Origin of the sequence: Methylocystis sp. ATCC 49242 (assembly GCF_000188155.2) — a bacterium.
Classification (GTDB): Bacteria; Pseudomonadota; Alphaproteobacteria; order Rhizobiales; family Beijerinckiaceae; genus Methylocystis.
This window is the reverse complement of record NZ_KE124774.1, coordinates 4,029,842-4,049,966: the sequence shown is the minus strand read 5'-3', so window position 1 is coordinate 4,049,966 and position 20,125 is coordinate 4,029,842. Positions and strand designations below refer to the sequence as shown.

Annotated in this window: 17 protein-coding genes and 1 pseudogene; 13 read left to right on the top strand and 5 right to left on the bottom strand. The window is 63.0% G+C overall.

Going from position 1 to position 20,125, the window contains the following annotated elements; translation table 11 throughout:
* The first annotated feature begins 95 nt into the window (after positions 1-95).
* Positions 96-746 carry a hypothetical protein gene (locus tag MET49242_RS21855; protein ID WP_036286054.1) on the top strand — a complete coding sequence of 217 codons (651 nt, stop codon included), beginning with the start codon at positions 96-98 and terminating at the stop codon, positions 744-746.
* 6 nt (positions 747-752) lie between these two features.
* Here the strand turns inward: MET49242_RS21855 and MET49242_RS21850 are convergent, their stop codons facing one another.
* On the bottom strand, positions 753-965 hold the full coding sequence (locus MET49242_RS21850; protein ID WP_144259753.1) for a hypothetical protein: 213 nt from the start codon (positions 963-965) through the stop codon (positions 753-755).
* A 125-nt stretch (positions 966-1,090) separates the two neighbouring features.
* On the opposite strand from MET49242_RS21850, the gene MET49242_RS21845 reads away from it, so the two are divergent.
* Positions 1,091-1,543, top strand: coding sequence for a MarR family winged helix-turn-helix transcriptional regulator (locus MET49242_RS21845; protein WP_051134400.1), 453 nt, complete (start codon positions 1,091-1,093; stop codon positions 1,541-1,543).
* A gap of 52 nt (positions 1,544-1,595) precedes the next feature.
* A complete protein-coding gene (locus tag MET49242_RS21840) occupies positions 1,596-2,885 on the top strand; it encodes an SCP2 sterol-binding domain-containing protein (RefSeq protein WP_036286050.1) in 1,290 nt (429 codons plus the stop codon).
* 6 nt (positions 2,886-2,891) lie between these two features.
* On the opposite strand, the gene MET49242_RS21835 is transcribed toward MET49242_RS21840, so the two are convergent.
* Positions 2,892-4,964, bottom strand: coding sequence for an elongation factor G (locus MET49242_RS21835; protein WP_036286048.1), 2,073 nt, complete (start codon positions 4,962-4,964; stop codon positions 2,892-2,894).
* 155 nt (positions 4,965-5,119) lie between these two features.
* On the opposite strand from MET49242_RS21835, the gene rph reads away from it, so the two are divergent.
* The 6 genes and pseudogenes from rph to MET49242_RS21805 form a co-directional block, all read left to right on the top strand.
* Positions 5,120-5,836, top strand: coding sequence for a ribonuclease PH (gene rph, locus MET49242_RS21830; protein ID WP_036286040.1), 717 nt, complete (start codon positions 5,120-5,122; stop codon positions 5,834-5,836).
* A complete protein-coding gene (gene rdgB / locus MET49242_RS21825) occupies positions 5,833-6,462 on the top strand; it encodes an RdgB/HAM1 family non-canonical purine NTP pyrophosphatase (RefSeq protein ID WP_036286039.1) in 630 nt (209 codons plus the stop codon). Before rph ends, rdgB begins: the two co-directional genes overlap by 4 nt.
* Positions 6,463-6,580: 118 nt before the next feature.
* The gene (adh, locus tag MET49242_RS21820) at positions 6,581-8,098 is read left to right on the top strand and encodes an aldehyde dehydrogenase (protein ID WP_036286037.1); all 1,518 of its coding nucleotides are present in this window, start codon (positions 6,581-6,583) and stop codon (positions 8,096-8,098) included.
* Complete coding sequence (locus tag MET49242_RS21815) at positions 8,098-8,472, top strand: DUF779 domain-containing protein (protein ID WP_036286035.1); 375 nt, start codon at positions 8,098-8,100, stop codon at positions 8,470-8,472. The genes adh and MET49242_RS21815 overlap by 1 nt, the downstream gene beginning before the upstream one ends.
* Positions 8,473-8,618: 146 nt before the next feature.
* The gene (gene mscL / locus MET49242_RS21810) at positions 8,619-9,038 is read left to right on the top strand and encodes a large conductance mechanosensitive channel protein MscL (RefSeq protein ID WP_036286032.1); all 420 of its coding nucleotides are present in this window, start codon (positions 8,619-8,621) and stop codon (positions 9,036-9,038) included.
* 203 nt (positions 9,039-9,241) lie between these two features.
* Positions 9,242-9,745, top strand: a pseudogene (locus MET49242_RS21805) (methylated-DNA--[protein]-cysteine S-methyltransferase); the annotation flags it as partial.
* A 15-nt stretch (positions 9,746-9,760) separates the two neighbouring features.
* On the opposite strand, the gene MET49242_RS21800 reads toward MET49242_RS21805, so the two are convergent.
* The gene (locus MET49242_RS21800) at positions 9,761-10,192 is read right to left on the bottom strand and encodes a YbaY family lipoprotein (RefSeq protein WP_051134399.1); all 432 of its coding nucleotides are present in this window, start codon (positions 10,190-10,192) and stop codon (positions 9,761-9,763) included.
* Positions 10,193-10,538: 346 nt separating this feature from the next.
* On the opposite strand from MET49242_RS21800, the gene MET49242_RS21795 reads away from it, so the two are divergent.
* The 4 genes from MET49242_RS21795 to MET49242_RS21780 all read left to right on the top strand — a co-directional run bounded on the left by MET49242_RS21795 (position 10,539) and on the right by MET49242_RS21780 (position 15,743).
* Positions 10,539-10,973: a cupin domain-containing protein gene (locus tag MET49242_RS21795; RefSeq protein ID WP_144259752.1), complete on the top strand. Its 435-nt coding sequence runs from the start codon at positions 10,539-10,541 to the stop codon at positions 10,971-10,973.
* Between the two features lie 66 nt (positions 10,974-11,039).
* On the top strand, positions 11,040-11,825 hold the full coding sequence (locus MET49242_RS21790; RefSeq protein WP_036286030.1) for a hypothetical protein: 786 nt from the start codon (positions 11,040-11,042) through the stop codon (positions 11,823-11,825).
* A gap of 249 nt (positions 11,826-12,074) precedes the next feature.
* Positions 12,075-13,448, top strand: a complete 1,374-nt coding sequence (locus MET49242_RS21785) for an IS5 family transposase (RefSeq protein ID WP_036289140.1) — start codon at positions 12,075-12,077, stop codon at positions 13,446-13,448.
* 453 nt (positions 13,449-13,901) lie between these two features.
* On the top strand, positions 13,902-15,743 hold the full coding sequence (locus MET49242_RS21780) for an alpha/beta hydrolase (RefSeq protein ID WP_036289138.1): 1,842 nt from the start codon (positions 13,902-13,904) through the stop codon (positions 15,741-15,743).
* Between the two features lie 59 nt (positions 15,744-15,802).
* Here the strand turns inward: MET49242_RS21780 and MET49242_RS21775 are convergent, their stop codons facing one another.
* Together MET49242_RS21775 and MET49242_RS21765 are read right to left on the bottom strand one after the other, a co-directional pair.
* Positions 15,803-16,783, bottom strand: a complete 981-nt coding sequence (locus MET49242_RS21775) for a DNA/RNA non-specific endonuclease (RefSeq protein WP_036286028.1) — start codon at positions 16,781-16,783, stop codon at positions 15,803-15,805.
* A gap of 411 nt (positions 16,784-17,194) precedes the next feature.
* A complete protein-coding gene (locus tag MET49242_RS21765) occupies positions 17,195-20,011 on the bottom strand; it encodes a S8 family serine peptidase (protein WP_036286024.1) in 2,817 nt (938 codons plus the stop codon).
* Positions 20,012-20,125 lie beyond the last annotated feature (114 nt).

Below are 20,125 nucleotides of genomic sequence, written 5' to 3'. Positions count from 1 at the left end.
GGCGTTTTCTTTTCGTTGGCCGGGGCGCCTTGACGGCGACCTTGCACAGGGATATGAACTGCGTTCATTGAACGCTGTTCAAAAGGAGTCCGCCCATGCGCTTCGCCGCCGATTCGATTCTCTCCCGCCGCCTGCCGCTACGGCTGAAACTCGCCTACACCGCCTTCATGGCCGTGCTGATCCCGGTCTATTGGGCGAATTACGGACCGACGAATTTTCTCTATTTCTGCGACATGGCGCTGATCGTCACGCTCATCGGCCTGTGGCTGGAGAGCCCCCTTTTCATCTCGATGCCGACGGTCGGCATTCTCGCGCCGCAAATTCTCTGGGTCGCGGATTTCGGACTCAATCTCGGCGGCCTGCGTCTCACCGGCATGACCGACTACATGTTCAACGCGCAATCGCCGCTGCTTCTGCGCGGGCTTTCCCTGTTTCACGGCTGGCTGCCGTTCCTGCTCGTCTATCTCGTCTGGAGGCTTGGCTACGACCGGCGCGCGCTCTTCGCCTGGACCGGAGTCGCGTGGACGTTGATGCTGATTTCCTATTTCTTTTTGCCCGGCCCCACGCCTGACGCCGGTCTCACGCCGGTTAACGTCGATTACGTTTTCGGTCCGAGCGACAGCGCGCCTCAGACATGGATGCCTCAATGGGCGTGGCTCACGACGCTGATGGTCGGCCTGCCGATCGCCATGTTCGCGCCGGTCCATGTCGCCATGGACCGCTGGCGCGGCGCGGGCGCGAGATGATCCGAGTCAGGCCGCGCGACCCTTGCGCCGCTGGAGATGGCAGCCGATCACCTCGCCCGAGGCGGTGGTGATTTTGCGGACGCAGTTCGAACCGACCTCGAGATGTTCGTTCTGCGCCATGGGCGCCTTGAACGACAAACCCTTCGAACCATGGGCGCTGGCGTAGAAGCTCAGGGACGTTGCGAAGATTGCGGCGACGAGAAGGACGATCATTCTCATTTTTACGCTCCCGTAATCGAAATTGAACGCTGCGATTATCGAGGGAGCCTCACGAAAGCGCTGTGCGGGAGCGCACGCGCGCCGAGGCTATTGACGCAGCCAATTTACGGGCATATACATCTATTATGACAAGGCCGAACCCCGCCGACGTGAAAACCTGCGCGCAGTCCTGCGCCGCCGCCAACGTGCGCCGGGCGAGCCGCGCGGTCACGAAGCTCTATGGACAGTTCATGGCCGAGACCGGCCTCGAGCCCACGCAATATTCCCTGCTCGTCGCCTGTTCGCTAACGGGCGTCGCGACGGTGAGCAAGCTCGCCGACTTTTTCGTGATGGACCGCAGCGCGCTCGCCCGCAATCTCGCGATCCTCGAAAAACGCGGCCTGCTGAAAGTAAAGCCGGGCGAGGACCGCCGCACGCGCAAAGTCGCGCTGACGCCGTTCGGCGAAGCGACGCTCGCCAACGCCATGCCGCATTGGCGCGAGGCGCAAGACATGGTCGAAACCCGGTTCGGCGCCGAGCGCCTGCGAAAGCTTCTCACCGAATTGCGCGCGCTGATGGAAGTCACGACGAAAAGCTGACGAGGCCGATGCGCGGCGCAGCCGCGCCAAAAAAGGGGCATATGCAAATATCATGACCCGGGCTCTTCTTCTCCCCACGACCTTCGATGCGGCGATGTTGCGCGACATCGCCCTCTCCGCCGGCGCCGACGACGTCGGCTTCGTCTCGATCGACGATCCGGCGCTCGACGATCAGCGCGCCGACATTCTTGCCGCCTTTCCCTTCGCGAGGACGCTCATCTCCTTCGTCGTGAAGATGAACCGCGAGAACATCCGCAGTCCGGCCCGCTCCGTCGCAAATCTCGAATTTCATCATACGGGGGACGAATGCGACGATGTGGCGCGCGCCATCGTGAAAACTCTGGAGGCGCAAGGCGTACGCGCCGGCTATCCCTCGATGGGCTTTCCGATGGAAGCGGCGAACTGGCCGGACAAAATCTGGGTCATCTCCCACAAGCCGGTCGCCGTCGCCGCCGGACTCGGCCGCATGGGCGTTCACCGCAATGTGATCCATCCGAAATTCGGCAATTTCATCCTGCTGGGAACCGTCGCCGTCGATCTTGCAGTGGCGCATGACTGCGCGCCGCTCGACTTCAATCCTTGCCTGGAATGCAAGCTCTGCGTCGCGGCCTGCCCCACCGGCGCCATTGCGCCCGACGGTCATTTCGATTTCGCGGCATGCTACACGCATAATTATCGCGAATTCATGGGCGGCTTCGGCGATTTTGTCGAAACGATCGCGGAGGCGAAGAACGCGCGCGCCTATCGTGAAAGTTTCACCGACGCCGAAACCGTCTCGATGTGGCAGAGTCTCGCCTTCGGCCCAAATTACAAAGCGGCTTATTGCATGGCCGTTTGCCCCGCGGGCGAGGACGTGATCGGCGCCTATCGGTCGGGCAAGAAGGATTTTCTGCGCAAGATCGTCGATCCGCTGCAGAAGAAACTCGAAACCATCTATGTGACGGCGGGCTCGGACGCGGAGACCTATGTCCTGCGCCGGTTTCCGCACAAGCGCGCAAAACATGTCGGACAGGTTCTGCGTCCGACAACTGTCGATAATTTTCTCGCCAGCCTGCGGCTCATATTCCAGCGCAACAAATCAACCGGATTGAACGCAGTCTATCATTTCGTCTTCACAGGCGCGCGCCGGCGCCAGGCGACCGTCACCATCGCCGACAGAAAAATCCGCGTCGAGGACGGCCTCATCGGCGCGCCGCAACTCACGGTGACCGCCGACGCCGAAACATGGATTCGCTTCCTGAGAAAGGAGGCCCGGCTGCCATGGGCGCTGCTGACCCGAAAGATCAGGCTCAAGGGCGACCCACGGCTGCTTCCGGCTTTCGGACGTTGTTTCCCGGGCTGACGCGCCCTACCCGCCGTTCGCCTTCGCCGCATGCGCCGCGACGATGTCGCGCGCCTGCTTGCCGACGACTTCCGCAAGATGATCGAAGCGCGCCTGATAGAAACCCGCGCCTGCCGTCGCCGAACGAAGTTCGACGATGAGATTGTCCATCTCGGCTTCGGGGATCAATGTTTCGAGCTTGTCCCAGCCGTCCCAACCGTCACGCGGGCCGAAGCCCATGATCTGGCCGCGCCGCGCGGAGACGATGCCGGTAGCTCGCGACATGGCGTCGCTCGGCACGAAGATGTCGACCGCCAGCACCGGCTCCAGCAGAATCGGCTCGGCCTTCTCCAGAGCCTCGCTCATTCCGATGCGCGCCGCCGTGCGGAACGCCATGTCGGAAGAATCGACCGAGTGATAGGAGCCGTCGGTCAGCACGGCCTCCACGTCGACGACGGGAAAGCCGAGCGGGCCATGCGCCAGGGCGTCCTGGCACCCGGCCTCGACCGACGAGAAATATTGCTTCGGCACGGCGCCGCCATGAACGCGCTCGGCGAAGGCGAATCCCTCCCCGCGGCCGCGCGGCGCGACTTCGAGCACGACATCGCCGAACTGGCCGTGGCCGCCCGACTGTTTCTTGTGGCGCCCGCGCACCGTCACCTTGTGGCGGATGGTCTCGCGATAGGCGACAGTCGGCTTTGCGACTTCGACAGCGACGCCGAAGCGCGACGCCAGCCGCTCCAGCGCGACGCGCAGATGCATCTCGCCCTGCCCGAAGAGCTTGATCTGCGAGAGCTCCTGGTCATGCACATAGACGAGCGAGGGGTCTTCCTCGACGAGCTTGCTCATCGCCGCCGCGAGGCGCATCTCGTCCTTGCGGTCCTTCGCGGACAGCGCGAGAGCGTGCACCGGATCGGGAATTTGCGCGCGCGTCTTCTTCAACGCCGCCGCGTCGGCCTTGCCGTCGCCGACAATGCTGTCGCCGGTCGCCGCGTGCTCCAGACGGCCGAAGGCGACGACGTCGCCCTCCTTCGCCGCCGCCGCCTTGCTGGTCGCCGCGCCGAAAAGGCGCGACAGTCCGGACACGCGATCCTCTCCATGCGGCGAGACGACGGGCTGTCCATCCGCGAACGCGCCTCGCAGCACGCGCGCGATGGAGAGCTTGCCGCCGTGGGAGGTGTGGACCGTACGGAGAATGCGCGCCAGCGGCGGACCGCTGTCCTCGACGCCCAGCCGCCTCCGCGTGGCGTCGACGCCCGGCGCCTCGTGACGCAGCGCCTTCAGCAGTCGCGTGACGCCGGCGCCCCGTTCGGCCGCGCCGATGAACAGAGGCGCGACGAGACCGGCGCGCAGCTCCTTCGTGAGGTCGTCGAAAACCTGATCGCGCGGCGGCTCTATGTCGGAGATCAATTCCTCCATCAGCGCGTCGTCATAGTCGGCGAGGCGCTCCAGCATCGAGTAGCGCGCTTCCTTTTCCGTCGCCGTTTCACCTTTGGGAATTTCCATCACTTCGGAAGGCGCATGTTCGCGATAGACATAAGCGCGCTCCAGCGCGAGATCGATGAAGCCGACGGCGACTCCATTGTTCCAGATCGGAATCTGGCGCAGCAGCAGCGGCGTGCGCGAGGCCGGCTGCAGCATGGCGAGCGCATCGCGCACATCTATGGTCGCGGCGTCGATCTTGTTGAGAAACAGGAAATGCGGGACGCCCAGCTCCTCGAGCTGGCGCAGCACGAGCTGGAGCGCGGGGATCTTGCGCTCGTCGGCCTCGCAGACGACAATCGCGGCGTCAGCCGCCGGCAGCACGTTGCGCGCGTCCTGCGCGAACTCCACGGAGCCGGGAAGGTCGATGAAAGTGTAACTGTCGCCCATGTAGTCGACGGTGGCGACATTCGCCTCGACGCTCATCTTGTGAGCGCGGGCTTCGGCGCTGGCGTCGCCGACGCTCGCACCCTCGACGACGGAGCCCTGGCGGGGAATGGCCCCGGCGTGGGCGAGTATCGCCTCCATGAGCGTCGTCTTGCCGCATTGGAAGGGGCCCGCCAGCGCGATCAGCCGCGGACCCCGCGCTCTCGCCTCGTGGGAAGACACGTCGCCCATAGCTACCCTCCCTTATCTGTCGGCGCCTGATTGATCCGGCCCCGTTGCGTCATGCTCCCACCATGCGCCCCTAAGCGCAAGGGTCGAAAGTCGACGCGCTTCCACCGAAAGCCAAAGCGCGTTAGAAAGCCTCTAAATCAGCAAAAGGAGTTTTCATGCGTCCCAGCAAGCGCGCGCCCGATGAGATGCGCCCGGTCAGTTTCGAGCGCGGCGTCGCCCGCTACGCGGAGGGTTCCTGCCTCGTGAAATTCGGCAATACGCATGTGCTCTGCGCCGCCTCGCTCGAGGACAAGCCGCCGCCGTGGCTGCGCGGCCAGGGGCGCGGCTGGGTGACGGCGGAATATTCCATGCTGCCCCGCGCCACCCATACCCGCACCCGCCGCGAATCCTCCGCCGGCAAGCTCACCGGTCGCACGCAGGAAATCCAGCGGCTCATTGGCCGCAGCCTGCGCGCGGTCACCAATCTGCCGGCGATGGGCGAGCGGCAAATCGTCATCGACTGCGACGTGATCCAGGCGGACGGCGGCACGCGCACAGCGTCGATCACCGGCGCCTGGCTGGCTCTTCGTGATTGCTTCGAATGGATGCGGTCGCGCTCGATCATCAAGGATAATCCTCTGCGCGATCATGTCGCGGCGGTGTCCTGCGGCATCTTCAACGGAACGCCCGTGATCGACCTCGACTACGCCGAGGACTCGACCGCCGAGACCGACGCCAATTTCGTCATCACCGGCTCCGGCGGACTGGTCGAAATTCAGGCCACGGCCGAAGTCGCCGTGTTCTCACCCGATGAACTCACTTCGCTCCTGACGCTGGCGCAGGGGGGCGTCGCAGATCTTGTCGCGCTGCAAAAGGCGGCGCTGGCGTCATGACCCACCGCAAGATCTCCGGCAAACTCGTCGTCGCCACCCACAATCCCGGCAAGCTCTGGGAACTGCAGCAATTGCTCGCGCCCCATGGCGTCGACGCGGTTTCCGCCGGCGACATGGCCCTGCCGGAGCCGGAGGAGACCGAGCCGACCTTTCGCGGCAATGCGGCGCTGAAGGCGCGGGCGGCCGCTATGGCCTCCGGCCTGCCGGCCTTCGCCGACGATTCGGGCCTCTGCGTCGAGGCTCTCGACGGGGCGCCCGGCATCTATTCCGCGCGCTGGGCGGGCCCGAATCGCGACTTCAAGGCGGCGTGCGAGCTCGTGCGGCAAGAACTCGAAAAGCGGGGCGCAAAGCCGCCCTATCGCGCCAATTTCACCTGCGCGCTGGCGATCGTCTGGCCGGACGGCCACATCGAGGAATTCGAAGGCCGCGTCGACGGCGTGCTGGTCTTTCCGCCAAAGGGCGACAAGGGCTTCGGCTATGATCCGATCTTCAAGCCCGACGAACTCGACAAGACCTTCGGCGAGATGATGTCGGCCGAAAAGCACGCCTTGCCCGGTGACGGCTCCCGCGCGCTGTCGCACCGCGCCCGGGCTTTCCAGGCGCTGGCGAAGGCGTGTCTCGACTAGGTTCGCGTCGCAATTAAGCCTTACCTTGGGAATTACTTTCTCTTGGCGCAGGCCCGTGCGTTACTATCTTGGATGACAACAAGACAGGCGCCCGGATGCCGCCAAGAGGAAACACCCGATGACCAAGCACGAAACCTTCGCCGCGCTGAAACCGCCGTTCAAGGCGCGCTACGGCAATTTCATCAATGGCGAGTGGCGCGACGCGAAATCCGGCCGCGTCTTCGACAACATCTCTCCGATCACCGGCCAGAAGGTCTGCGAGATCGCGCGCTCCGACAAGGACGACATCGAGGCCGCGCTCGACGCCGCCCACGCCGCCAGGGACGCTTGGGGCAAGGCCAGCACGACCGAGCGCGCGCGCATCCTCAACAGGATCGCCGATCGCATGGAGGAGAACCTCGCCGTTCTCGCCACCGCCGAGACATGGGACAACGGCAAGCCGATCCGCGAGACAATGGCCGCGGACATTCCGCTCGCGATCGATCATTTCCGCTATTTCGCCGGCGCCGTGCGCGCGCAGGAAGGCGGCATTTCGGAAATCGATCACGACACTGTCGCTTATCATTTCCACGAGCCCCTCGGCGTCGTCGGCCAGATCATTCCCTGGAACTTCCCGCTGCTGATGGCGGCGTGGAAACTGGCGCCGGCTCTCGCGGCCGGCAACTGCGTCGTCATCAAGCCCGCGGAGCAGACGCCCGCGAGCATTCTGGTCTGGGCGGAGATCGTTGGCGACCTGCTGCCGAAGGGCGTGCTCAACATCGTCAATGGGTTCGGCCTCGAAGCCGGCAAGCCGCTCGCGTCCTCGAATCGGATCGCCAAGATCGCCTTCACCGGCGAGACGACGACAGGCCGGCTGATCATGCAATACGCCAGCCAGACGCTGATTCCCGTCACGCTCGAACTCGGCGGCAAATCGCCCAACATCTTCTTCGAGGACGTCGCGCGCGAGGACGACGACTATCTCGACAAGGCCGTCGAAGGCTTCGTTATGTTCGCGCTCAATCAGGGCGAGGTCTGCACCTGCCCGAGCCGCGCGCTCGTCCACGAGAAAATCTACGATCGATTCATGGAGCGCGCACTGAAGCGCGTCGGCGACATCAAGCAGGGCAATCCGCTCGATCCCGAAACGATGATCGGCGCGCAGGCTTCTTCCGAACAGCTCGAGAAAATTCTCAGCTACATCGACATCGGCAAGCAGGAAGGCGCAAAAGTGCTCGCCGGCGGCGAGCGCAATACGCTCGAAGGCGATCTCGCCGGCGGCTATTATGTGAAGCCGACGGTTTTGCATGGCCACAACAGGATGCGCGTGTTCCAGGAGGAAATCTTCGGACCCGTCGTGTCGGTGACGACCTTCAAGGACGACGACGAAGCCCTGCACATCGCCAATGACACGCTCTACGGGCTCGGCGCCGGCGTGTGGAGCCGCGACATCAACCGCTGCTACCGTTTTGGTCGCGCGATTCAGGCGGGACGAGTGTGGACCAATTGCTATCACGCCTATCCCGCCCACGCGGCGTTCGGCGGCTACAAGCAGTCAGGCATCGGGCGCGAGAATCACAAGATGATGCTCGACCACTACCAGCAGACGAAGAACATGCTCGTCAGCTACAGCCCGAAGAAGCTCGGATTCTTTTGATGGAGGCGCCGCTTCGCGTCGTCGCCACGCCCGCGGCGCTCGATCTGATCGAGCGCCTGCGGCGCGAGCACGGCGACATTCTTTTCCATCAATCGGGCGGCTGCTGCGACGGCTCGGCGCCGATGTGTTATCCGCAAGGCGAGTTTCTCGTCGGAGACAATGACGTGCGGCTCGGCGAAATCGGCGGCGCGCCCTTCTATATCGGCGCCGCGCAATTCGATTACTGGAAACATACGCAACTCATCATCGACGTCGTGCCGGGACAAGGCGGCATGTTCTCTCTCGAAAATGGCACGGGTCAAAGATTTCTCACCCGCTCGCGCCTTTTCTCGGACGACGAACTCACAATGTTGGCGCTGATAACATCGCAATAAAAATAAGCATTTCCAGACGGATTGACGCGTCGCACAAAAGTCGTAACGTCAGCCTGGCGCAAGCTTGACGCTTCTCCCCGGCGATGGCGATGGCCGTTCGCCCGCCGGCGGGCTGGTAAGGCGGCGCGCTCGATCTGGAGGAAATCATGCTACAGGACTTCAAGAATTTCGCATTGCGCGGCAATGTTGTCGATCTCGCCGTCGGCGTGATCATCGGCGCGGCCTTCGGCAGGATCATCGATTCTATGGTGACCGATATCATCATGCCGATCATAGGCGCCATCACCGGCGGCCTCGATTTCTCGAATTATTATATTTCTCTGTCGAAAGCCGTTCACAGCGAGATGACCTACGACGAAGCGAAGAAGATCGGCGCCGCCATCGGCTACGGCCAGTTCATCACCGTCGCCGTGAACTTCGTCGTCATCGCCGCCGTGCTTTTCATCGTCATCCAGACATTCGAGCGCATGAAGAAGGCGCCTGCTCCCGCTGCGCCGCCAGAGCCGACCAAGACCGAGGTTCTGCTGCAGGAAATCCGTGACGCCATTCGCGGCCGTCAAGGCTGAATTGCGACTCCCGCTGAAAAGGCCATGCGGTCATGAACTGCATGGCTCGTTTTTTGTCCCGCGGACGCTTTACGCCGCTCGAGCGGCAAGCGATAATTGAGACGTTGCCACCCAACCGACGGCTGCCCTCTGTCGGCGCCGGACTGGAGTCCTTGCGGGCCATGGCTCAACTCGAAACAGCCATCGCGACCGCCCCATCTCGCGGCGCCGATTTCATCCGCTGCGAGGTGCGTCGCTCGACGCTCGGATGGGCGCTGATCGCTGCGAGCGGCATTGGCGTCTGCGCCATCCTGCTCGGCGACGAGCCAGGGGCGTTGCTTCAGGATTTCCAAGCGCGTTTCCCGAAAGCGACGGCGATCGGCGGCGACGCTGATTATGAACGCCTCTCGGCGGCCGTTCTCGCCCTCATCGAGAGGCCCGACACATCCGCCGACTTTCCGCTCGACGCGCGCGGCACGGCGTTTCAGCGCCGCGTGTGGCGGGCGTTGCGCGCGATCCCGCCGGGCGCGACCGCGAGTTACGCCGAGATCGCGCGCCGCATCGGCTCGCCGAAAGCCATGCGCGCGGTCGCAGGCGCCTGCGCGGCGAATCCGGTCGCCATCGCCATCCCCTGCCATCGGGTCGTCAGATCGGACGGCGCGCTCTCCGGCTATCGATGGGGCGTCGAGCGCAAGCGCATGCTGCTTGCGCGCGAAGGCGCGGCGTGACGTCGATCCGCCTTCTCAAGGCGCAGCGACCCGCTGGACCATGATGTTCATCTTGTGCGGCGCGGCGTCGGGCGTGACGGGATTTATTCGCGTGCTGGTGAACAGCATTCGATCGCCGACATAAATTTGTGCGCGGACCGAATAGCGGGCGCGCGGGTCGAGCCGGCTCTCGTCGAGCGTGAGCAAAAAGGGGACCGGCGGCTGATGTTTCGGCGTGATTTCGACCTCCGCAAGCGTCTCCGCGGCGGCGTCCTGTCGGGCTATGTCAAGCAGTTGCACCTTCACCACATAGCCTGGCGGCATGGCGATCCGTTCCCGGTAGGAGACGGTTCCGGAAATGCGCAGCGGCGCGGATTGCGCGAAGACCGGCGCGAGCAAGGCGCCAGCGAGACAGTGAACAAACAGAAGCGACCGGACTCCGGCGGATAAAAAGCTGGCAATGTTCATAAATTGCCTCATGTTCAAATGCGTGCGCGATTGGCGTGGAGAACGCCTCATCGGCTTGAAGTCTACGTCTGGGCAATTTCCTTTCGCAAGTGCCGCAATTCATATTTGACAGCCCCTTTCGGATGGCTGCGACAACGCCGGCTCCCGCGGCGCTCATCCAGGCCGCGCCGCTCTTCGACCGCCACCAGACCGGTCAAAGCTGAACGCGCCGGATTTTCCCGGCGTTGTCGCAATATTCGGGCAATTTTCCAGTGAATCGCCTCATGCCAAATCGTCCCGGCATAAAGAACAAAAAGACAACATCACGGTTTGAACGTTGGCCAACCCATGGTATTTTCGAGCCTCGATGTCGAACTCGGCGGCTGGAGCGGTGCGGACAGGAAATCTTTTCGAGACTTTGCCGAAAGGTCTCCCGGAAGAGTTCTGCGAGGCCGTCGTGATTCGTGGCGACGTCCGAGTCGAGCGGATCGTTTCCAGTGGTCAGGCGAGCCCGCCGGACTTCTGGTACGATCAAGACGAGGACGAGTTCGTTGTGCTCATGGCCGGCGCGGCGACCCTGCGGATCGAAGGGCGCAAGGATTCCCTCGACCTGCTGCCGGGTGTATGGGTCGAGATTCCGGCGCATTGCCGCCACCGCGTCGAGTGGACGCAGGCTGAGCCCCCCACCGTCTGGCTGGCCATATTCCTGCCCGCTCGCGGGGCGAACGAGAAGGAACACGAATCTCGCCGAAAGGCGGAGCCATGCGGAGATGGAGCCATATTGGCCGCACGAGCAGATTGAGCCCTCACTTGCGACGCTGCGCCATTCAGGACGGACGACAATAACAGATTGGGTCGAAGAGAAATTATGGAAACAGAGCCCGCAAAAGTCATCCATTCTGCAACATCACTCTACGCCAGAGCAAAAGACATTCTGGCGCAGACATCGACTTATATCAGCCGCGCAACCTTCAATGTGAAAAGAGGCACGCGCGCCGAGACCATCGCCGAAATCGCGAGGAGACGAAAACTCGACGAGGCGCAGCAACGGTTCCTCGCCGAGCTTGTCACGACAAAAACAGGCGCAGCGTTCTTCGATGAAAAGGTCGAGGGAATCAATCGCGCGGCGTTCCATCGCTCCGCCTTTGCGCTGAATGCGTTCACACAGCTTGGCTTCGTAGACCTCGCCGCCCAAATGTCATTCTGGTTCCCGCAGCTCAAGCTTGGGCTTGTCGTCGCAAATCTGGTTTTGTCCTCGATCGCGCATCTCGAAATGCGGCAGAACTATACCGCCTTGCTGTCGGGGCCGAATGCATTGCCTTCGAAGCGCCGGCTTGGAGGGCTGCTCTCGAATCCCGCCTACAACAGGGCGGTAAAGAAGAGTTCGCGTCCCTACGCCAAAAACGCGTGGAAAGAGAAATCTCTCTACAGGCCCGCCTATTTCATGAACGCGCTTCTGATTTTCCTTGGCTCCGAATTCATTATTCCCCCGGGGAAGCTCATCTTCCCGCTAGGATTTATTCTTGGAAAAGTTTCCGGCCTTTATTCGACGCTGGTCATGATGTTCGACTTGTGGCGGGGAATCCGGGCCGGAGAGGACGCGCGGGTCGCGAGAGAGAGAGAGATTTCGGTCTACCGCCACCTCGATATTTGACGGATGAAAGCGAAGCACGGCGTTTCTGCTCCAGAAGCGAACAAATTCCGGAGAACCGTCGCTCGCTTGCGGCCATTATGAGTCACCCGTGAACTATCCATAAGGCGCTGTTGAGACACTGTTTTCCGTATTGGAAAAGTATCGTTTTTTGCAAGAAAGCGGGTGCTTTCGGTCTGTTTTCCGGCGATTTGATCTGGGCGGCATGGCGTGATTCTCTCCTTTTCGGGATCGAAAAGGGAGACGCTTTCGATGCGGCCGAAGGAGCGACGCGACAGCGGGCAGAGCGATCTTTTCCGGGCGCGGCTCGATCAGATCGTCGACAGGGCGCATCCGCTCGTAAAGCTCGCCGCGGCGATCGACTGGGGCTTTCTCGAGCAGCGCTTCGGCGCGGTTTATTCCGACGGTCCCGGCCAGCCGCCGCTGCCGACGCGGCTCATGGCCGGCCTCGCGATTTTGAAGCACATGCACGACCTCTCCGACGAGGTTTTGTGCGACCGCTGGCTGGAAAACCCCTATTATCAGCTGTTCTGCGGCGAGGAGTTTTTCGCCCATCGGCTGCCGTTCGACCGCTCGTCGATCACCCGCTGGCGCCAACGCATGGGCGAGGAGAAGCTCGCGGCGCTATTGCAGGAGAGCCTGTCCGTCGCGACTCGCACCGGCGCAGCGAAGCCCGCCGACTTCACCAAGGTGATCGTCGACACGACGGTGCAGGAGAAGGCCGTCGCCTTCCCCACCGACGCGAAGCTCATGCACCGCGCGCGAGAGAGGCTTGTGCGGCTCGCCAAAAAGCATGGCGTCGCGCTGCGCCAGTCCTATGAGCGAATCGGCAAATACGCGCTCATCGACCATCAGCGCTACAAGCACGCCAAACAGCACAAGCGGGCGAACAAGGCGCTGCGCAAGATCAAAACATTCCTTGGCCGCGTCATGCGCGACATCGCCCGCAAGGCAAAGGGAAACGAGGCGCTCATCGATGTCTTTCGCCGCCCATTGTGGCTGGCCGAGCGCGTGCGCGAGCAGCGCCAGAACCAGAGGGGCAAGAAGGTCTACAGCCTGCATGCGCCGGAGGTGGAATGCATCGGCAAGGGCAAGGCCCACAAGCCCTATGAGTTTGGCGTGAAGGTGTCGGTGGCGACGACGCTGCATCGCTCGAAGGGCGGGCAGTTCATCGTTCACGCCAAGGCGCTGCCGGGCGCGCCTTACGACGGCCACACGCTGGCGACGGTCATCCCCGAGATGGAGCAAATGATCGGCGCGCCGATGCAGCGCATTCTCGCCGACCGCGGCTACCGCGGCCACAATGCCCCGCCAGAGCGCAAGTTCCGAGTGTTCATCGCCGGCCAGAAACGGCGCATGACCAAGGCGATCAAGCGCGAGATGAAGCGCCGCTCCGCTGTCGAGCCGGTGATCGGCCACGCCAAGACCGACCACCGCATGGGCCGAAACTTCCTCGCCCACGCCATAGGCGACGCCGCCAACGCGGTGCTGGCCGCCGCCGGCTACAACTTCAGACGCCTGCTGGCCTGGCTGAAGTTTTTGCGCGCCTTCATCGACGCGCTCTTCTCAGCCTATGGCGAAGCCCTGTCCGCAGCTTCAAGCGCATTCTTCACGGGAGACTTATGACAACGACGGGCGCAGCGCGGCCGGCTGCGGCGTGGCGCCGGCGTGTTTCGATGCGCCTTATTATTTCATTATCGCAATGACACACAATATCCTTGAATTGCGTTACATATTGCAACTCCACAAAATGGGTCCCCGCCTCCGCCGCCAGCGCAGGAACCGTCGATTTTCAATATGATTTTTCAGACAGAAATTGAAAGCGTCATTTCCAGCTCAACGAGCATATGGCGCTGGCCCAACGTCGGGGCCGCCCCGAAGCGTTGAAGCGATGCAGATGTTTTCCATATTTGGAGAAGAGCTGATACCTTTTTTAACACGCATGACATACGTTGCTTATAGCGACCAGGCCGTCAGGTTGCTCAAGGCAGTTGACAGCGTTTGCGGTCCGATGTCGGCGCACAGCCGGATTTATCCATGTTTGACAAGCCTTCGACGCCAAATGCGCGGGACGCGACAATGAAGACGATGAACGACGCCGCGCAGCGGCAACTTCCAGCCACTATTCCACAGACCGGGCAGCCGATTGCCGGCAACCCCAGAAGACGTCGGGATCTCGAACAGGATTCCTACGCCGCCACGGCCTTGAGCGATGTCATCGATCGATCGCTCCACGCCACTTGGGCGCGCTTCACTTTCGGCCTTTCACCGGCCGCTCTGGGCAACGCTTATCTCGACTGGGCGACCCATCTCGCAGCAAGTCCCGGGAAGCAGGCGCAGCTCGCCGCAAAAGCGGTCCGCAAGTCGGTTCGTTTGGCGCATCACGCGAGCCAGTGCGTCCTTCAGGGCGGAATGATCGAACCTTGTATCGAGCCGCTGCCACAAGACCGCCGCTTCATCGACGAGACATGGCGCCGCTGGCCATATAATTTCTATTATCAAAGCTTCCTGCTTCATCAGCAATGGTGGCACAATGCGACGACGAGCGTGCGCGGGGTCACCGGACAGCATGAGAAAGTCGTTGAATTCGTGTCGCGCCAGATTCTCGACATGGCGTCGCCGTCAAACTTTCTGCTTACCAACCCGGAAGTGCTGCAACAAACCATGCGGCAGGGTGGGATGAACTTATTGCGCGGGATGCAGAATTTCCTCGAGGATTGGGAACGCCTCGTCAACGGCAAGAAGCCAGTGGGGGCCGAGCAATTCGAAGTCGGTAATAATCTTGCCGTCACGCCGGGAAAAGTAGTCTACCGCAATCGTCTGATCGAGCTCATCCAATATGCGCCTGCGACTGACCGGACGCATCCCGAGCCAATTCTCATTGTCCCCGCCTGGATCATGAAATTCTACATTCTCGATCTCTCCCAGCATAATTCGCTGGTCAGACATCTGACAACGCAAGGTTTCACGGTCTTCATGATTTCCTGGAAAAATCCGGACCCGGAAGATCGTGATCTCGGCATGGATGACTATCGCAAACTCGGCTTAATGGCCGCGCTGGAGGCGATTACGACAATCACGCGCGGCGCGCGCGTCCATGCGGTCGGTTATTGCCTCGGCGGCACGCTCCTCTCGATCGCCGCAGCCGCCATGGCGCGCGACGGCGACGAACGTATCGGCTCCATGACGCTTCTCGCGGCGCAGACCGACTTCACCGAAGCGGGCGAACTCACGCTCTTCATCAATGAAAGTCAGCTCGCCTTCCTCGACGATATGATGTGGGAGCAGGGTTTTCTCGACTCCAAGCAGATGGCCGGCGCTTTCCAGTTGCTACGCTCGCAGGATCTCATCTGGTCGCGGGCCCTCCACGATTATCTGATGGGCGAACGGCAGCCGATGATCGATCTGATGGCGTGGAACGCCGACGCCACGCGCATGCCCTACCGTATGCATTCCGAATATCTGCGGCGCCTGTTTCTCGAAAATTCATTAGCTGAGGGGCGCTATGAAGTTGACGGAAAGCCGATCGCCCTGACCGATATTCGCGTCCCGCTCTTCTGCGTAGGCGCCACGCATGATCATGTCGCGCCGTGGCGATCGGTCTTCAAGATCCATCTCCTTACGGATACTGAAATCACCTTTCTGCTGACGGGCGGCGGTCATAACGCTGGCATCGTTTCAGAGCCGGGTCGGCCGCGAAGAAGTTATCAGGTCCTGGCCACGCCTCACGATCACGCCTATCTGGACCCGGATGCGTGGATTGCGGCCGCAAAAAGAAACGAGGGCTCGTGGTGGCCCGAATGGGTCGCATGGCTGGCCGCGCGATCGGGAGAGGCTGCCGCTCCGCCCCCGATCGGCTCCCCCGAGGCAGGCTATCCTGCGCTCGGCGACGCGCCCGGACTCTATGTCTTTCAGGAATGATCCTGTTCGACCGCGAAAGAAGGCGAGGCGGCTTGGCGGCGCGGCCCGGCGCGCGTCGGCTATACGCGCATGTCGCCCGGCGCGCGCAGTAATGACGATATTTCGGTCCGGGTCATTTCCTCCTCATTCGAGAAGCCGTCGAAATTCGTGAGTTCACCAAACGAGAGCCCCGTGATCTTTTCGATTTGGCGCACGGAGCGCTGATAGGTCTTGTAGGCGCCAAAGGCGGCTTCGAGGTCGCTCAGCTCCCTTTCCTGACTGACCATATAGGCCGTTGCCGACGGCTTGAGATCGTCGCTAAGGAAGGCGATCACCTTCCAGTAGGCGCGCGGAATCATTACGCCGCGATAGTCGAGATCATCGGCATGGAAGACGGGGCCGGTGAAAACGCTGATGCGTTCCTTCCAGGCGCGCGCGTTCTTCAGAACATAATCTTCCAGCCCCAGCCATGTGCGCTGGTTGAAGGCGCCCATCTGCGGCGAGCAGTTGGTGAAATGGAAGGTCATGTCATTTGCTGCTTCCGCCTCCTGTGTGGAGCCCCAGTTCGGATCCTCGCGACGCACGAGATGACCGCGATCCAGCAGATTGTCGAGGTAGAGTTCTTCGCCGATTTGCGCATCGAGCGGAATGCGCCCGTCGAGAAACCATTTATCCCTGCCGCGTTCGATGCTTTTGGCGGCGGCGCCGTCGATATTGACGCCGACGAACATCGCCATGCGCCGCGACTTCGACATCACGACGGAGAAATGCAGATAATCGAGCCGACCGTCCTGCGCGTGATCGATCGGCAGAACGTCGCTGGCGCGCTGGCCTTTCGGCGCCGGAGGCGCGACCTCGAAACCCTCGATGAAATCCGCACGATAGCCCGTCATCCCGGCAAAACGCTCGGGCGGCGACACTTTGGGGGCGCCCGCACGTTCGAGACCAAAGGCGGATTCGAGATTGAATTCGGCGATCGCTGAATCGGCGCCCTCATCGCCGCCGAGCCGGCGCAGCTCCTGCAATCGCGGACGATATGAAAAATCGATGCTGTTCGTCATGACAAACCTCCTATGAAGCAACACGAACCGCCGGCGGCGGATGGTGAAAAAACTCTTCGACGCGCATGACCAATTTAGGAACCTGCGCGACAGGCTGATCGTCCGGCCTCAGCTCCGCGGCAACATCCATCAGGCGGCCAAGCAGGCCGCAGCGGTCCGCGAGGCGGCGACGCTTCCGCGCTTGCCGTCGAATATTGCCGAGAATGCTTGCGGCCGCGCAGCAATCGCGCGCCGTCCGGCTCGTCGAGGCCCTGCAGCTCGATACGGCTTTTTCGCCGCGTACAGTAATTTCTTCGAAAGTATCGAGAATGGCTTTGATGGCGCGCAGCTCGCGCCGCGTGGACGAGCGGCGCCAGCTCCATCGCAAGAACATCCGCTTCCGCATTGCCGGCCAGGTCGTGACGGCCTCGATCATATCCACGTCAGATCGTCGCCGAGCTGGCCGATCAATCCGGTTTTTCGCACGGCCGCTATCCCATGCGCGAAATTCGCGCGCAACGTTCCGCCGCCGAAATGCAGGCCGATGACGCCGAAGGGTTCTCCGATGCGAATGACCCACGACCCTGAATTTCCGCCGAGAGTGGTCGCATCATGGGCGAAGACCCAGCCGCGCGCGTCGCCTGTCAGCGAGCCGGCCGGATTGTCGATTTCACCGGGGCTGAGATATTTTACCGAATAGGCGAGGCCGAAGATCTCTCTCAACCGCGCCACGACGTCGGGACGAACGACGTTGGTCTCGGGATCGAGAAGCGCCGCCGCCGGCGGACGCGCCGGATAGCCGGCCACAAAAATCTCGCCCTTGCCTGCCGCTATTTGCGGATCCTCGATCATGGGCAGCGCCGCCGGCAACTCCATGTTGGCGCTATTGCGGGTTTCAACCTGCAACAGCGCCATGTCGAGGTGAGCAAAATCCACGGTGTCGTCGATACGATCAGGCCCCGCCGCGATGACGCGGGTGATCCGGAAGCGCCTGGCGTCGCCCAGCCCGTCGTCGGCGAAATTGATCGACGGCTCGCCCGTGAAGGCGAAGCCTGTGGAGCCGTCCAACTTCCGGAATTCCTCCGCGATCGCCTCCAGCACGTGCCGATTGGTCATGATGCAGCCCGGCGCGACGACGAATCCCGTGCCGACATGCTCGCCGTCGAGATCGATACGTCCGACGGAGGCGAGCGCCACGGGAGGCTTGTCGGCGGCAAGGAGGAGCGTCGCCTGCCAATCGCCCAGCAGCGGATCATTCGGGTCGACGTCGCCATTGCGCACGCGCAGCGCCGGGCGGTCGTGGATATTGACCAACGCCTCGATGCCGACCCGCTCCGTCGCCGTGAGCCGCGCGGCGAGACCATCTTCGGCGAGCTTGCGCAAACCCGACTGCGCGTCGGTCACGACGCGCTTGCGTTCATCGGCGAGCGCCTCGGTCTCCGAAGGCAGCGCGCCGAGCGCCGCGGCGAGCTTGTCGAGGATCTTGTCGGCGTGGCCTCCACGCAATCTCCGCCGGGCCGCCTCGACGGTCACGGCGGCGGCACTCTCCACGCCTCCGCCCGAGGATTTGCCCACGATCCTGAGCAATTGCTCGACCTCGCCGGCAGAGGCGGCGACATCCGCGGAAGGCGAGAGGTCCGGCGCCTGCGCCAGAAGCTTCCGCAGGATCGCGGGCGCCGTCGCCGCCACTTCCGTCGAGGCGCGCAAGCCGCCGAAGCCGAGCGTCTCCATGCCGGCGGCGGAGCGGCGCGACACGAGATGCGCCTTGGCGGCGAGCGACGCCGCCTCCGCGCCATGCCGCGCCCAATCGAAACCGTCGACGTTGGCGCGCGCCAGCGCCAGCCGCCAGATCAGTTCGACATCGCCGGCTTCCGCCCGCGCAGCCATCGGCGCAAAAGCGCCGGTGATGTCCCGCAGCCGCAACTTCAGCAGCGCCTCGGCGTCGACGACTCCTGCGCCCATGGCGGCTCGATCCCATCCCGCCGGCCGGCGCGCAGTCTGGCGCAGCGCGACGAGAAACAGCGCCTGCACGCTGACGCCGCGCCGCGCCGCCTCCGCGCGCACGGCGGCGCGGCCGTGATCCGCCAGCCATGTCGCTGCGACGCCCGCCGTCAGCGCGACCGCATAGGACGTGCCCTGCCCACCTTCGATATGAGGCGCGCCCCCGTCATTCGGCGCCCGCCGCGCAACGAATACGTTTTCCGCAGGCGCCGAAATATCTACCTGTGCGCCTTTGCTCGTGCCCTTCCATGGCCGATCCTGCGCATCCACGCCGGCGACCGCGATCACGCGATCATCGAAAGCCGGATAGACCACGATCTTCACACAGTTGCCGGCGGCCGCGAGAACGATCAGACCGGCGTCCACCGCGTCGGCGACGGCCGCTCCGATCGCCGAGAAAGGAAATCCGCCAAGACTCATCGTCACGACGTCGCATCCAACCTTGCGCGCGTGATTGATCGCCGCCGCGACGGGCGCGCCATCGAAGATTTTTACGTCATTGACGCAGCGGATCGGCGCAAGCCGCGCGCCGGGCGCCGAGCCCGCGAGCACGCCCTTGTCATCACGACTCACGACGACGCTCGCAGTGGCCGTGCCATGTCCGGGATTGGCCATGGACGAGCTGAGCGGATCGCGCGGATCGGTTCCGCCCTCGAGAATGTTCCGGGCCTTGTCCCAGGCGATCGCGTCGCTCTCCAGCTCCGGGTGCGCGGCCACGCCCGTGTCGGGTTGCCCGACCAATATTCCCGAGCCTTTCGCCGGGGAAACCTCCCACGCCTGCGGCGCGCGGATCGCCGAGAGCGCCCAGCGTATTTCCGCCGGCGCCGGCGCGTTCGACTTGCACCACAAATCGACGACCACGCCCTCGGGACGCGACAGATCGAGTCCGCGCGCATCCGGCTCGCCATATATGCGCGCGCCCACGTCCGGCTCGCAGGAGAGCAGGTCAAGTCGCCCTGCGAGAGCGTTGCCCATTTCATAGAGCGCACGATCCGAAAAGTGTCTCGCCACGCCGGGGAATTGCAGCACGAGGAAACGCCCGAGCCGAACGCTCCTGTCCTCGTCCAGCGGCTCGAGTAGAAACGCCTGCGAGCCGAGCAGCTCAGCGACCCGCGCGCGTTCGGCCGCGAGGTCGGGCGGTACGTGATATTCCAGCGTGAACCGCACGGCCCCTGCCGGCATGCTGTCCGGCGCCATCGCGCCGCCCGCCGCTTCGGCCAGTCTTTTCAGGAGTTCGTCGCCAGTCATGTTCGAGCCTCGCTCGCAATGCTGGCGTCTCATTGAAACCCAATGTTCGGGCTGGTTTCCACGGCCATGACGATCGCTGAAACAGTCGCTGAAAAAGGGACGCCAGGAAGTTCG